The following is a 13845-nucleotide window of genomic DNA, read 5'->3' on the forward strand; positions in this document are numbered from 1 at the left end:
CGCCGCCGGGGAATTGATTTCCAAGGTTGCCGCCCGTTTCTTCTCCCCGCCGGGGAGAAGAAATATGCCGCAGACTTTTCCTTCAAACGGCGCGGACGAAACAAGCTGACAACATCCCCCACATCTACGCCCGTTTTTCGGCGGCGTGCCGTTCGAAATTGCGCTAGCATCTTCGTCATGATGCTGTTCAAACGCCCCGACACCGAAACCTTGTATTCCGCCCTTGTGAACAAGGACCCCGCCTATGAAGGCGTGGCCTATGTGTGCGTGACCTCCACCAAAATCTTCTGCCGCTTCACCTGCACGGCGCGCAAACCGAAGATCGAAAACTGCCGGTTCCGCGAGACCATCGCCGAATGCCTGGAGGCGGGGTTCCGCCCCTGCAAGCGCTGCAAACCGATGCTCTCCTATGGCACGGCCGATGAAACGGTAACGCAACTGCTGACGGTGCTGGAAAACGAACCGGCGCGGCGCTGGCGTGAGGAGGATGTGGTGGCGCTTGGCCATGATCCTTCCACCGTGCGGCGCACCTTCAAGCGCCGTTTCGGCATGAGCTTTCTGGAAATCGCCAGATTGCGCCGCTTGGGCGATGCGGTGGAAAGCATCGCTTCCGGCGAAGCGGTGATCGGCGCGCAGATCGAAGCCGGTTACGACTCCGGCAGCGGCTTCCGCGCCGCCATCACCCAGTTCTTCGGCTCCTCTCCCGCCGCCATGAAGGGCAGGGGGTTCCTGAAGGGTGACTGGATCGATACGCCGATTGGTCCGATGCTCGCCATTGCCGACGATCATGCCCTGCATCTGCTAGAATTCGCGGACCGGCCGGCGCTTCCGGCCGAACTGAAGCGGCTGAAGAGCCGCACCGGCGCGGACATGGTGCTCGGCCGAACGGCGGTAACAGGTCAGATCGAAGCCGAGCTCAAGGCCTATTTCGCCGGGCAGTCAGCCTCCTTCGAAACCCGCCTTGCCGGCCACGGCACGCCCTTCGAGCGCGATGTCTGGCGCAGCCTGCGGCAGATCCCGGTGGGTGAAATCGTCAGCTATTCGGCACTCGCAACCGCCATGGAAAGGCCATCCGCCGTGCGCGCGGTGGCGCGCGCCAACGGTGCCAACCAGATCGCCATCGTCGTGCCGTGCCACCGGGTGCTCGGTGCGGATGGCAGTCTGACCGGTTATGGCGGCGGCCTGTGGCGCAAGAAATGGCTGATCGAGCATGAGCGTCGCATGGCGCAAGGGCAGGTGCGCGAGATGCCGCTCGCTTCCTGAGCGGCCTCGTTGTGGGGTTTCAGGAGATTTTCCGTTGGCGGAGGCGCGTCGCGCCCTCCGCCTCTGTATCCGCCGTTCAATCCGGCAGGTTCGGCACGACCCGGCGGGAGGGGAAGAGTTCGCGCGTCACCGTCATGACGATCAGCGACAACGGCAGGGCCAGCATGGCGCCGGCCGCGCCCCACATCCACGTCCAGAAGATGATCATCACAAAGACGAGGAAGGGGTTGATCTCCATGTTGCGGCCCACCACCGCCGGAAAGGCGAGGTTTTCCATCAAGAGGTGGATGGTGAAGAACACTCCCGCCGGCAGCAGCGCGAGGATCATGTTGTCATGCGTGATGATACCGGCGACGGTCAGCGATATTGTCATCAACGTGATGCCGAGAAACGGAATGAAGCTCGAAAGAAAGGCAAAAAGCCCCCAAAGAAGCGGCATGGCAAGGCCACCGAGATAGGCGATCACGATCATCGTCACACCCAGCGCGGCGTAGATGAGGCTTGCCGTGGCAAAATAGGTGCCCAGCACCTTCTCCACCGAGCCGATGATGCGAATGGTTCTGAGCCTCTGATGGCGCGCCGGAAAGGCCATGATGAGAGCCTTGCGCAGTCGCAGCCGGCTGTAGAGAAACATTAGAAGAGCCGCCAGGAAGATCAGTCCCTGAACGATCGCCGGCGTCACATTCGCGCCAAGCAGGGAAATGATTTCGCCGCTACGCGACAGCAGCGATTCCATCGACATGGAGCCCATGCTGAACGTGGCCGCGGAAATATTCAGCCACCGCAGATTTTCGAGGTAAGGAAGGAAGCGGTCGATGCTGCGCTCGATCAGGGCAGGGCCTTCCGATGCCAGCTGTGAGACCGGGTCGATCAGGGAATTGACCACGAAAAAAATGACCGCCGCGACGAGTGTGGACAGGATGATGGCGACACCGGCACCCGGAATGCCGTAGGAGGCCAGTTTTTCGGCGGAGATGCCCAGGATCATGCCAACGACGACAGCCATGACGACGGGCATCAGAATCATCGATAATTCGTGAATCACCGCCATGGACATGATCAGGAAAATGCCGATGACCGACCAGGCAACGAAAACGTCAAGCGCCTCCCGCCCCAGCGGTTGCTGACTGCGCGCGTCATCCCGCTGTGAAACAGAGGCGGGTGTCGCAAGCGGATCGGCCTTGTCTACTGGCAAGGCCGCAGTGCCGGAAAGATCCGGCTTGGCATTCTCATTCATCGGACTATCCCCCAATAACGAGGTTAACGTCCGACAAATCCGGCGGTTCCGGGGCGGCTGAAATTTCTGCCGCCCCGTTCAGCGTTTATGCGGAAAGCTTTAGCCCTATGCCCCACGGATCCTTCAAAAAGATGCCGTCACTTTGCCTTTCGGTGGATATTTCCAGCCGGTCGAGTGCGGCAAGAGCCGTCTCGAGCGCGGACGGCTCGTTGAATTTCAGCGAGTAACCGGAAAGCCCGGTCATGTTCTCCCTGCGGGCCACGGCGCCACGGCTGTTCCAGATGTTGGCGGCCACGTGGTGGTGATACGCGCCCGATCCGAAGAAGCTTGCTCCGGGATACCGCGCCATGATCTTAAGCCCCAGCACATCCTGATAAAACTCATCTGCCTGCGGAATATTGCCGACCTGCAGGTGAATGTGGCCGATGGCGGTTCCCTCCGCTGCACCGGTGAAGGCCGCGTTCGGGGCGCTGTCGTAAAGCGCCTGAAGATTGAGGCCGATTGTCGCCATCTCCACCGTGCCATCCGGCTGGTAGGTCCATTCTTCCGGCGACCGGTCGCGATAGACCTCTATGCCGTTGCCTTCCGGATCTGCGAGATAGATGGCCTCGCTGACCAGATGGTCAGACGCACCCTGAAGCTGAACATTGTTCTGAGCGGCATGTGCCAGCCAGTGCGCGAGGTCATCGCGGCTCGGCATCAGGAATGCGGTGTGGAACAGGCCTGCGGCATTGCGCGGCGCGCGTTCCGCCGTGCTGGAGGTGGAAAGTGTGAGCAGCGGCTGGCCTCCGACGCCAAGCACCTCGCCGCTCGGGTTCTTTTCAAGAACGGAAAGACCGATGATCTTTTGATAGAAATCCGAGACGCGCGGCAGATCGTGAACGACGAGATGGGCCTGGCCGACATAGGCCGGCCGCGTCAAGGCGAATTGTTTGATTTCACTCATCATCATCTCCATATTGATTCCGACGCGCCAAGGGGTGGGCCGGTTGCCGACGAGATCGGCTTCGCCGCTTTGCGGCGTTTGTCGAAGGCGAATATGGGCTGGTTTCGTCGTTCAGCAAAGATCACCAGCTGGCGATTGACTGTCCACTATTCGTTGACAATGCCCTGTTCCGGCATGGCTTCGGCTTTGACTTCGATCAAGGTGAAGGCTGCGCCGGCCGGCAAATATGAGCTTGAGCCCGACACAACGGCGGATCACGTCAAAGGAGACAGCCATGTACAAGAAGATCATCGTACCGGTAGACCTCAGCGCCACTGACAAGGGAGAAAAGATTCTCGAAAAGGCCAAGGCACTGCTGGACCCCGACGGCGAGATCGTTCTCATCAACGTTGTCGAGGAACTGCCGGGCTATATGGCGATCGACCTTCCTGTCGACCTCATCGAAAACGCCATCAAGGACGCCAAGGCGAAACTCGCGGACCTCAAGGCCAGGGTCGGTTTCAACGGCAGCCATGAAATCAGAAGCGGCGCGCCGGCGCGGGAAATCATCGCTGCGGCAGAGGAACACAAGGCTGATCTCATCATCATCGCGTCGCACACGCCTGACTTCAGCAACTATTTCATCGGCGCCACCGCCGACCGCGTGGTGCGCCACGCCAAATGCTCGGTGCTGGTGGATCGCTAAGGTTTGACGTTTTTGGTTGCGGGCGGGTTTCCCGCCCCTCCAAGCACTTCCAGGAAAAGTGGAATCCGGTTTTCCATCCGGAAATGCGACAAAGCAAGACGATCGGCTGGAGGAAAAGTCCATGAATACCGAAAGTTACGAGAAAATCCTGCGTGACCGGCAGCGCGAGCTTTATCGCCGCCTGCATAAGATCGAGGCCGACTTCGAAGAGCCGCGCAATCCTGATGACGATGACAGGGCCGCCGAACGCAGCAATGACGAGGTGCTGGACGAGCTGGGGCAGGTGGGACAGGATGAGTTGCGCGCTATCGACGCCGCCCTCGAGCGTATCGCCAAGGGCACTTTCGGCACCTGCGTCAAATGCGGAAGCGAGATTTCGGAGGATCGGTTGAAGGCTGTTCCCTATACGCCGTTCTGTCAGGAATGTGCTGCGGCGTTGTGATGGCAGGGAGAGCGTGGCTGGGTTTCTTCCCCCCGCTGGGAAGAAGGTGGCCCGAAGGGCCGGATGAGGGGGCAAGCTCTCCGAACGCATCTATCCTGCCGCCTCATCCCGCTGCCGCGGACTTCTCCCCGGCGGGGAGAAGAAACAAGTGTATACCGCTCGCTCCACAGGCAATTGGTCTGGCCGCAGGGCAACCCAGGACCTCTCCTTTCGCAACAGCACCGAACGCAATTTGATCGCCATTAACTGGCTGCTGTCTTGTTCCTGTCTAATATTGTCTTCATGCTTTGGTGAAAGCACGCAGACAGGATTGGACTATGAGCGATTTGTGGCGGTTCGGACGCCAGTATGATTTTCACGAGATTGTCGCCGATGGCATCGTCCACGGGGTCGGCATCGTGCTGGCGCTTATCGGCGCCACGGCGCTGATTTTCTACGCGATGGTATGGGGTACGCTCAGCGCCATTGCAGCGGCGTGGATTTACGGCCTCGGTCTCGTCGTCTGCCTATCCGTCTCCTTCACCTATAATATCTGGCCGCACTCGAACGTGAAATGGTTCCTGCGCCGGCTGGATCACTCGGCGATCTTCATTCTCATCGCAGCCACCTATACGCCGTTTCTGATGCGCGGTATCCACGATCCCATGATCGCGGTCATGCTGGGGCTGATCTGGCTCGCTGCGATCTGCGGCATCCTTCTCAAATGCCTGTTTCCCGGCCGTTACGACCGGGTCGCCATCGGCCTTTATCTCGCCATGGGCTGGAGCGGCGTCATGGTGGTCGAGCCGCTGTCGTCGCATCTCGCGCCGGTCACGCTCTGGCTGATCGTCGCCGGCGGCGTCATATATTCGCTCGGCGTCATCTTCCATGTCTGGGAAAAGCTGCGCTTCCAGAATGCGATCTGGCACGGTTTTGTGGTCGCAGCCGCTGCGGTTCACTATTTTGCCGTGGTCACCGCCTTCAGCCTCGTTCCCCTGGCTTCGTAAAGATCGTGAGAGCGCGGCGCTGGACATGTCTCCGTCTCATCGCTTAAGGCTCCGCGCAGGCGCGGCAAAGCCGCGTATTCGCAAACCAGGCGGAGCTAAGAAAATGACCGTGGAACTTCGCGACGCGACCGTTGATGACCTCTCCGGCATCATGGAGATATACAATGACGCTGTCGTGAACACGACGGCGATCTGGAACGAGGTGGTGGTCGATCTCGACAATCGCAAGGACTGGTTCGCCGCCCGCAAGTCGCGCGGCTTTCCCGTCATCGTCGCGGTTCTGGACGGCAAGGTCGCGGGCTACGCTTCCTATGGTGACTGGCGTGCTTTTGACGGTTATCGCCACACCCGCGAACATTCCGTCTATGTGCATAAGGACGCCCGCGGCCACGGCATCGGCAAAAAACTGATGCAGGCGCTCATCGATCATGCCGCCGGCAACGACGTGCACGTACTGATCGCCGCCATCGAGTCGGAAAACACCGCTTCCATCCGCCTGCATGAAAGCCTCGGTTTCACGGTCGCGGGCCGGTTCTCGGAAGTCGGCACCAAGTTTGGGCGCTGGCTGGATCTGACGTGTATGGAACTGAAATTAGGTTAAGCCAAGAAGCTTAAGCCATCTTTTGATCGGTCGAGTGTCACGAGTCTCTTCTCCCCGAGGGGGAGAAGTCCGCGGCAGCGGGATGAGGGGCAAGCTCTCCGAATATTGCTAACGTAGCCCCCTCATCCGACCCTTCGGGCCACCTTCTCCCCGCCGGGGAGAAGAAATACGCGGCATGGCTCAGACCGGCTCGAACACCATCGAATGGCCGTTGATGCAATAACGCAGACCGGTGGGCGGCGGGCCATCGGGGAAGACGTGGCCGAGATGACCGCCGCAATTGGCGCAGCGGATTTCAGTGCGCACCATGCCATGGCTGGCGTCGCGATGTTCCGTCACTGCGCCGGGCTTCACCGGTTCGAAATAGCTTGGCCAGCCGCAGCCGGCGTCGAATTTCGTGTCGGAGAGGAACAGCGGCTCGTCGCACGCCGCACAGCGGTAGAGGCCTTTTTGGAATGTGTCCCAATAGGGCCCGGTAAAGGCGCGCTCGGTGCCGTGCTCGCGCAGGATGCGATATTGCTCCGGCGTCAGCTGCTCACGCCATTCGGCGTCGGTCTTCTTCACTTTTGGGGATGTCAGATCGCTCATGGAATGATCCTTTCTGTTCATGCCTCAGATAATCATCGCCATGGCGGATTGAAAGAGGACATATCCCATAACGACTCCGTTATGAAACGGGACCGGGAGTCGATTTGGGTTGAGAAGGCATTGCCTATGCCTTAACTGAAAAATCCGATTTGAAACAAGAACGCCAGCCATGGCGCGCAGGGGTGGGGGACACCCCGGGAGATATGAATGACGTCCGATGTCACGCCGATGACATTTCTGTCGCTATTTCTGCCGTTTCTCGCGGCGCTCGCCGCACCGGCGCTGGTGAAGAGATTCGGGCACAATGCCGCCTGGATACTGGCGATTGCGCCGGCGCTTTCCTTTGTCCATTTCGCACTGATGTTGCCGCAGGTGGCGGCTGGCGGCGTGGTGACGGGCGGTTATGCCTGGGTCCCAAGTTTCAATCTCAGCTTTTCCTGGTTCATCGACGGCCTGTCGCTGACATTTGCGCTGCTGATCACCGGCATCGGCCTGCTGATCGTGCTTTATGCCGGCGGCTACATGAAGGGGCATCCGCAGCAGGGCCGATTCCTGTCTTTCCTGCTGCTGTTCATGGGCGCGATGCTGGGCGTCGTCGTCTCGGACAGTCTGCTGATGCTGTTCGTCTACTGGGAGCTGACCTCCATCACCTCCTTCCTGCTGATCGGTTTCGACCATGAACGTGCCGCCTCGCGCCGCGCCGCATTGCAGGCACTGGTGGTGACCGGCGGCGGCGGACTGCTGCTGCTTGCCGGGCTGATCTTCATCTGGGACATGAGCGGGATGACGCAGCTGTCGATGCTGGTGCGCAGCGGCGACATCCTGCGTGACAGCCCTTTTTATCTGGCCGCGCTGCTGCTGGTGCTCGGCGGTGCCTTCACCAAATCGGCGCAGTTTCCCTTTCATTTCTGGCTGCCCAACGCCATGGAGGCGCCTACCCCCGTTTCGGCCTATCTGCACTCCGCGACCATGGTGAAGGCCGGCGTCTATCTGCTGATGCGGCTCAATCCGGTTCTGGGCGATACCGCCGCCTGGCAGATACTGCTGCCCTTCTTCGGCGGGCTGACCATGCTCACCGGCGCGCTGCTTGCCATACGCCAGACCGATCTCAAGCTGATGCTCGCCTATACCACGGTGTCGTCGCTCGGCCTGCTGGTCATGCTGACGGGTTTCGGCTCGGACCATGCCATCGAGGCGGCGGTGCTCTATCTGGTGGCGCATTCCCTGTTCAAGGGCGCACTGTTCATGGTCGCCGGTATCATCGACCATGAGACCGGCACACGCGACGTGACGAAGCTTGGCGGCCTGCGAAGAGCCATGCCCGTCACCTTTGCGGCGGCGCTGGCGGCCGCGATTTCCATGGCCGGCCTGCCGCCCTTCTTTGGTTTTCTTGCCAAGGAAGAGATTTATTATGCGCTCGCGCATGGCAATCCGCGTGCCGTGCTGTTCACCGGCATTGCCATTCTCGGCAACGGGCTGATGTTTGCCGTCGCCTTTGCAGTGGCGCTGAAACCCTTTCTCGGCAAGCCGGTAAAGACCCCGAAACATGCACATGAAGGCCCGCTGCTGCTCTGGCTCGGCCCGGCGCTTCTGGCGCTGAAGGGGCTCACCATCGCTCTGTTCTCCGGCATCGCGCATTTCTACATCTCGACACCCATGGCAAGCGCCATTGCCGGTGAGGCGCGACCGGTGGAAATCTCGCTCATTCCGCATATCGGCGTGCCGCTCGGCCTGTCGCTGCTCACCATCGCACTCGGCATCGTCCTTTATACGCAGCTTTCCGCTGTCCGTGGCCTCATCGATCGCACCTTCAGGGCGCTGGGGGCAGGGCCGGACCGAGGCTTTGACGTCTTCATCGAAATGCTGGTGAAAATGTCGTTCCACATCACCCGGCTGATCCAGCCGGGCCGTCTCGAATTTTACGTTACCGCCACTTTCGCTGTCATCGCCGCCGTGCTGCTCGTGCCGCTGTTCCTCTATGGCGAATTGCCGTCCATGCCGTCATGGCCGCGGGATGCGCCGATCCATGAACTGACCTTCATCGCCATTGCCGTGGCGGGGCTCATCGCTGTGCTGACGGCCTCGAGCCGCCTGACGGCGATCATCGCGCTCGGCATCCAGGGCTTCGCGGTGGCAGTCATCTTCCTGCTGTTCGGCGCCCCGGACCTGTCCTTCACGCAGTTCATGGTGGAAACGCTGTCCGTCGTCATATTGACGCTGGTGATGACGCGGTTGCGCCTGTCGCCATCCGACCATCGCGGCCTTGGCCAGAAGCTCTTGGACAGCAGCATTGCAATCGCCTGCGGGACTGGCTTTGCGCTTTACCTGATGCGCGCGACGCAGGTGAGCTTCGACAATCGCCTGACCGATTTCTACAACAGCTATTCCAAGGTCATCGCCCATGGAGCGAACGTCGTCAACGTCATCATCGTCGATTTCCGCGGCACGGATACGCTGGGAGAAATCGCTGTCGTGATGATAACGGGCCTTGCCATCCTGGCGCTGATCCGTATCCGCCCTGCCGCGGTCAAGGAGCCGGCGAAAAGGTTCAAAAAGAAGGGAGCGCGGGCATGAACACGCTCATTCTGCGCACCGTGGCGCCCGTCGTCACCAGCCTGATGGTGCTGTTTTCCATCTTCGTCCTGCTGCGCGGCCATAACGAGCCGGGCGGCGGCTTCATCGGCGGCCTGATCGCGGTCTCGGCGCTGGCGATCTACGGCATCGCCTATGGCGTGGCGGCGGTGCGGCGCGCAATCTTCTTTCACCCGCTGGCGATTGCCGGGGCAGGGCTCCTGCTTTCGATGGTCTCCGGCCTCGTTTCCATTGTCGCCGGCGTGCCCTTCATGACCGGGCTTTGGGTCTACCCGAACCTCTTCGGCGTCGAACTGGCGCTCTCCACCGTCATGTCCTTCGATATCGGTGTCTATCTGGTCGTGGTCGGTGCCATCACATCCATTGCGCTGGCGCTGGAAGAAAGGGAAAGCGACTGATGGAAGCGATCTTCTCCATTCTCGTCGGCATCTTCTTCTCGGTCGCGATCTACCTCATGCTGTCACGTCACAGCATCCGCGTGCTGCTGGGCATCGCCATTCTCGGCAATGCGGTCAACCTGCTGCTCTTCACGGCGGGGCGGCTCACCCGGGAGGTGCCGCCGATCATTCCGGCGGGCATGGACACGCTGCCCGCAGGGGCTGCCAATCCGCTGCCGCAGGCGCTCATCCTGACGGCGATCGTGATTTCCTTTTCATTCTTCTGTTTCCTGCTGGTCCTGACATGGCGCGCGTTTCAGGAGTTGCAGACCGACGATACCGATGAAATGCGCACCGCAGAACCGGCAGGCGAGCCCCTGCCGCCGCTCGGTTATTGAGCGGCGAGGCTGAAACGACATGGCTTCATCCCCCACTTCCGCAGTTACCGATCTGTCCGCCGCGCTCGTCATGGCGCCCGTGCCGCTGCCGGACTGGCTGATCATTCTACCGATCGCGCTGTGCATCGGCGCGGGCGCGGTGCTGATGATGATGCGCCACGCCATTCGCTACCATGCGCCGGTCGCCATCGCCGCACTGGCCCTCCTCGTGGTTCTCGATGCCGCCCTCTTATGGAAGGTTGCCACGCAGGGGCCGTTCACCATGGTCATGGGCCGCTGGCTGCCGCCCTTCGGCATCGCCTTCACGGCCGATCTCACCGGCGCGTTGCTGTCACTCGCGGCCGCCATCGTCGCGCTGGCCGGCGCCATTCACGCCGGCAGCGATATCGACGCCAGCGGCAGACGATACGGCTTCTATCCCTTCCTGATGCTGCTGATGGCCGGCGTTACCGGCGCGTTCCTGACCGGAGACATCTTCAACCTCTATGTCTGGTTCGAAGTGCTGCTGATCTCGTCCTTCGGCCTCATCGTGCTCGGCTCGACGCGGGAGCAGATCGACGGCGCGTTGAAATATGCCGTCCTGAACCTCATCGGCACGACGCTTTTCCTGATCACGGTGGGTTATCTCTACGCCATCTTCGGCACGCTCAACATGGCCGATATCGCGTTGAAGGCAAACGGACTGCGCGAAACCGCGCCGCTGATGACGCTTGCCAGCCTCTTCACGCTCGCCTTCGCCATGAAGGCGGCGGCTTTTCCGGTGAATTTCTGGCTTCCCGCTTCCTATCACACGCCGCGCATCGTCGTCTCCGCCCTGTTCGGTGGACTGCTCACCAAGGTCGGCATCTATTCGCTGCTGCGCGTCATGGTCATGCTGTTCCCGGTCGAGCGGGAGGAACTCAGCATCGTCATCGCCGCTTCCGCCGCGCTGACAATGGTGCTCGGCGCCATGGGTGCGCTCGCCCAGAACGATATTCGCCGGATGCTCGGCTATATCGTCATATCCGGCATCGGCTACATGATGGCGGGCATCGCCATCGGCACGCCGTCAGGCGTCTCAGGCGCGATCTTCTACGCGCTGCATTCCATGGTGCTGATGACGGCGCTTTACCTTGCCGCAGGCCACGCCGCCCGTCTCGGCGGCGGTTTCAGCCTCACGGTGCTTGGCGGCCTTTACCGGCAGGCTCCGTGGTTTTCGGCGCTTGCGCTCGCGCTGTTTTTCGCCGGTTCCGGCCTGCCGCCCTTTTCCGGCTTCTGGCCGAAGGCGGTCCTGGTCAAATCGGCGATCGATATCGGCGCATGGTGGCTGGCCGCCGCCATTCTCCTCTCCGGTTTCATCGCCACCATCGCCTTCGGACGCGTCTTCCTTCTGTGTTTCTGGCGTCCGGCGGCAAAGCCATTGCCACAACCCGCCTTGCCCGCCGCGGCGCCCTCCGTCGCTCCGCTGGTCGCGCTGACGCTGCTGGTCGTGTTCTTCGGCCTGTTTCCCGAAAGCCTGCTTGATCTCAGCCAGGATGCCGCAGCCGGGCTCGGGAACCCGCAAGCCTATATCCATTCGGTCTTTCCAGAAGGAGGCAAGCCATGAGCCTCTATGTCGTGCAATTGCTGTTCGTGGCCGTATGGCTTGCGGTGACGGGCAGCCTGACGCTGGCAAACATCATCTTCGCCCTCATCGTCTCTACGCTGGCGCTCTGGCTTATCCGCCACCAGCTTCCCGGCGGGCGCAATCACTGGCTGCGTCTTGGCCGCGTGTTGTCGCTGGTACTGTTGTTCTTCAAGGAGCTTGCGCTTTCCGCCTGGAAGGTTGCCGTGATGGTGACACGCCCGAAACTGGACGTTCAACCCGGCATTTTTGCCTATCCGCTGACCGTAACCACGGATTTCGAAATCACGCTGCTCGCCAATCTCATCACGCTCACGCCCGGCACGCTTTCCGTCGATGTTTCCCCTGACAGAAAGATGCTCTACGTGCACGCAATCGATTGCAGCGATATCGAAACCGCAAAAAACGACATTAAGAACGGCTTCGAAAAGAAGATCATGGAGGCGTTTCAGCAATGACTCCGGAACAGATAGTTTCATTTGCAAATATACTTGCGCTGGTTGTTCTCTCGGTGGCCTTTTTGCTGACAGTCTACCGCGTTGTCGTTGGTCCCACCTTGCCGGACCGTATCGTCGCGCTGGACATGCTGGTCGGCATCGCCATCGGCTTCATTGCGGTCATTGCCATCCGCACCGGCTTCAATCTCTATGTCGACATTGCCATTGCCCTCGGGCTCGTCGGTTTTCTGGCCACGGTGGCGTTCGCGCGCTTCGTGCTGTCGCGCGGACCGGATGGCGGGCACGGCCCGAAAGGGGTTCTGGATGGCGCACGCCGGTCTGAACTCGCCGAGAACCCCTCGAAAATTCGGGTGAATAGCGGAAAAGAAAAGGGAAGGCGGTAATGGGTTGGATCGTTGCTATCCTGGTTGCGGCGCTGATGATCTCGGGTGCCGCCTTTTCACTGATCGCCGCAATCGGACTCAATCGCCTGCCTGATGTTTACACCCGCATGCATGCTGCATCCAAGGCGGGGACGGTCGGCTCCGGCCTGCTGCTTCTGGCGGTAGGCATCCACTCTATGGATATATCGACGCTGGCTCGGGCGCTCGCCGGTTTCTTCTTTTTCGTTCTGACGGCGCCGGTTTCCGCGCATCTTCTTGCAATGGCTGCGCACAAGGCAGGTTATCCGCTTTCCGTTAAATCGGTAGTTGATGACCTCAAGAAAATTTGAAGTTGAATTACCCCCTAATAATAGGGGGTGCGCGTTTTCAATTACTACTAGGCATAGTATTTTATTACCCGTAATTTTTTGTATTCCGATTAGACTGTTTTGAACTAAAAAATTCACAGCAGGAATTTGACTTTTGCTGTTTTGCTGTTATCCAAATTAAGTGTAAAGTTGCTAATCGCGATTTGCATCTAGCCTCTTCATAGTCGGCATAGGCATTTTATTAATGTCTAATCTACGGGTCTCAGGACCATTGCTGCCCATGTCGCGGGTCATAAGTTGAATCTCGGACCAATACGTTTCCGGTTTTCGCTTGAAATCTAGGGGTAGATTTCACGTTGGTTTCAACAGGGCGAAGGTGGGGGCACCGGTAACTTCACATCGCTCGATGCGGCGTTCGCCCGCGTCAGGGGATCACTAACAGGAGATACTTAAATGACGGAAACTGCATACGGTAACGCCCAGGATCTGCTGGTCGAACTGACGGCGGATATTGTGGCTGCCTATGTTAGCAACCACGTCGTCCCGGTAACGGAGCTTCCCGGCCTTATTTCGGATGTTCACACGGCGCTCAGCGGAACGTCCGCGCCGGCATCGGTAGCGGTCAATGTTGAAAAGCAGAAGCCGGCCGTCTCTGTCCGCAAGTCGGTTCAGGACGATCATATCGTCTGTTTGGAATGCGGCGGCTCCTTCAAGTCGCTCAAGCGCCATCTCACGACGCATCACAGCATGACGCCGGAAGAATACCGCGAAAAATGGGACCTGCAGGTCGATTATCCGATGGTTGCGCCCGCCTATGCCGAAGCCCGCTCGCGGCTCGCCAAGGAAATGGGTCTCGGTCAGCGCCGCAAGGCCAACCGCTGATTTTCGAAGACAATCCGGCTTGCAGTGAAAGCCGGAAGTCGCAAGTTAATACGGCCGGTCCTTAGACCGGCCGATTTTGTTTTCGGGATTGAAGAC

Annotated in this window: 17 protein-coding genes; 14 read left to right on the forward strand and 3 right to left on the reverse strand. The window is 60.0% G+C overall.

The features are described from left to right. The first annotated feature begins 177 nt into the window (after window positions 1-177). Window positions 178-1263 (forward strand): bifunctional transcriptional activator/DNA repair enzyme AdaA, encoded by a 1086-nt coding sequence (locus DOU54_RS18360; RefSeq protein ID WP_113382173.1) that lies wholly within the window; start codon window positions 178-180, stop codon window positions 1261-1263. Window positions 1264-1339: 76 nt separating this feature from the next. Here DOU54_RS18360 and DOU54_RS18365 read toward each other — a convergent pair whose 3' ends face one another. Both DOU54_RS18365 and DOU54_RS18370 read right to left on the reverse strand, forming a co-directional pair. Further along, entirely contained in the window at window positions 1340-2500 is a 1161-nt protein-coding gene (locus tag DOU54_RS18365) for an AI-2E family transporter (protein WP_004440617.1), read from the reverse strand. Window positions 2501-2585: 85 nt separating this feature from the next. After that, entirely contained in the window at window positions 2586-3446 is an 861-nt protein-coding gene (locus DOU54_RS18370) for a VOC family protein (RefSeq protein WP_113382220.1), read from the reverse strand. Between DOU54_RS18370 and DOU54_RS18375 the strand changes: the two genes are divergently transcribed. From DOU54_RS18375 to DOU54_RS18395, 5 genes are all read left to right on the forward strand, one after another. Further along, window positions 3429-3764, forward strand: a complete 336-nt coding sequence (locus DOU54_RS18375) for a hypothetical protein (RefSeq protein ID WP_223216925.1) — start codon at window positions 3429-3431, stop codon at window positions 3762-3764. The two genes, DOU54_RS18370 and DOU54_RS18375, sit on opposite strands and share 18 nt — an antisense overlap. Continuing rightward, window positions 3721-4131, forward strand: a complete 411-nt coding sequence (locus tag DOU54_RS18380) for a universal stress protein (RefSeq protein ID WP_113382172.1) — start codon at window positions 3721-3723, stop codon at window positions 4129-4131. Before DOU54_RS18375 ends, DOU54_RS18380 begins: the two co-directional genes overlap by 44 nt. Before the next feature lie 121 nt (window positions 4132-4252). Next, window positions 4253-4573: a TraR/DksA family transcriptional regulator gene (locus DOU54_RS18385; protein WP_006700060.1), complete on the forward strand. Its 321-nt coding sequence runs from the start codon at window positions 4253-4255 to the stop codon at window positions 4571-4573. A gap of 317 nt (window positions 4574-4890) precedes the next feature. Further along, the gene (gene trhA, locus DOU54_RS18390; RefSeq protein WP_004440627.1) at window positions 4891-5559 is read left to right on the forward strand and encodes a PAQR family membrane homeostasis protein TrhA; all 669 of its coding nucleotides are present in this window, start codon (window positions 4891-4893) and stop codon (window positions 5557-5559) included. Between the two features lie 103 nt (window positions 5560-5662). Further along, window positions 5663-6160 carry a GNAT family N-acetyltransferase gene (locus DOU54_RS18395; RefSeq protein WP_006700062.1) on the forward strand — a complete coding sequence of 166 codons (498 nt, stop codon included), beginning with the start codon at window positions 5663-5665 and terminating at the stop codon, window positions 6158-6160. A 180-nt stretch (window positions 6161-6340) separates the two neighbouring features. On the opposite strand, the gene msrB is transcribed toward DOU54_RS18395, so the two are convergent. Continuing rightward, the gene (msrB, locus tag DOU54_RS18400; RefSeq protein ID WP_004440632.1) at window positions 6341-6748 is read right to left on the reverse strand and encodes a peptide-methionine (R)-S-oxide reductase MsrB; all 408 of its coding nucleotides are present in this window, start codon (window positions 6746-6748) and stop codon (window positions 6341-6343) included. 207 nt (window positions 6749-6955) lie between these two features. Between msrB and DOU54_RS18405 the strand changes: the two genes are divergently transcribed. The 8 genes from DOU54_RS18405 (at window position 6956) to ros (ending at window position 13749) form a co-directional block, all read left to right on the forward strand. Then, complete coding sequence (locus tag DOU54_RS18405; RefSeq protein WP_004440634.1) at window positions 6956-9322, forward strand: putative monovalent cation/H+ antiporter subunit A; 2367 nt, start codon at window positions 6956-6958, stop codon at window positions 9320-9322. Continuing rightward, window positions 9319-9738, forward strand: a complete 420-nt coding sequence (locus DOU54_RS18410) for a Na(+)/H(+) antiporter subunit B (RefSeq protein ID WP_022555830.1) — start codon at window positions 9319-9321, stop codon at window positions 9736-9738. The genes DOU54_RS18405 and DOU54_RS18410 overlap by 4 nt, the downstream gene beginning before the upstream one ends. Beyond that, the gene (locus tag DOU54_RS18415; protein WP_006700064.1) at window positions 9738-10115 is read left to right on the forward strand and encodes a Na+/H+ antiporter subunit C; all 378 of its coding nucleotides are present in this window, start codon (window positions 9738-9740) and stop codon (window positions 10113-10115) included. Before DOU54_RS18410 ends, DOU54_RS18415 begins: the two co-directional genes overlap by 1 nt. 19 nt (window positions 10116-10134) lie before the next feature. After that, complete coding sequence (locus DOU54_RS18420) at window positions 10135-11700, forward strand: Na+/H+ antiporter subunit D (RefSeq protein ID WP_113382171.1); 1566 nt, start codon at window positions 10135-10137, stop codon at window positions 11698-11700. Continuing rightward, window positions 11697-12176 carry a Na+/H+ antiporter subunit E gene (locus tag DOU54_RS18425; RefSeq protein ID WP_035210819.1) on the forward strand — a complete coding sequence of 160 codons (480 nt, stop codon included), beginning with the start codon at window positions 11697-11699 and terminating at the stop codon, window positions 12174-12176. The genes DOU54_RS18420 and DOU54_RS18425 overlap by 4 nt, the downstream gene beginning before the upstream one ends. Further along, window positions 12173-12559, forward strand: coding sequence for a cation:proton antiporter (locus DOU54_RS18430; protein WP_113382170.1), 387 nt, complete (start codon window positions 12173-12175; stop codon window positions 12557-12559). The genes DOU54_RS18425 and DOU54_RS18430 overlap by 4 nt, the downstream gene beginning before the upstream one ends. After that, complete coding sequence (mnhG, locus tag DOU54_RS18435) at window positions 12559-12888, forward strand: monovalent cation/H(+) antiporter subunit G (RefSeq protein ID WP_004440653.1); 330 nt, start codon at window positions 12559-12561, stop codon at window positions 12886-12888. The genes DOU54_RS18430 and mnhG overlap by 1 nt, the downstream gene beginning before the upstream one ends. A gap of 432 nt (window positions 12889-13320) precedes the next feature. Beyond that, window positions 13321-13749: a MucR family transcriptional regulator Ros gene (ros, locus tag DOU54_RS18440; protein WP_004440665.1), complete on the forward strand. Its 429-nt coding sequence runs from the start codon at window positions 13321-13323 to the stop codon at window positions 13747-13749. The last annotated feature ends 96 nt before the right edge of the window (window positions 13750-13845 follow it).

Source organism: Agrobacterium sp. MS2 (assembly GCF_003261015.1).
GTDB classification, from domain to species: domain Bacteria; phylum Pseudomonadota; class Alphaproteobacteria; order Rhizobiales; family Rhizobiaceae; genus Agrobacterium; species Agrobacterium pusense.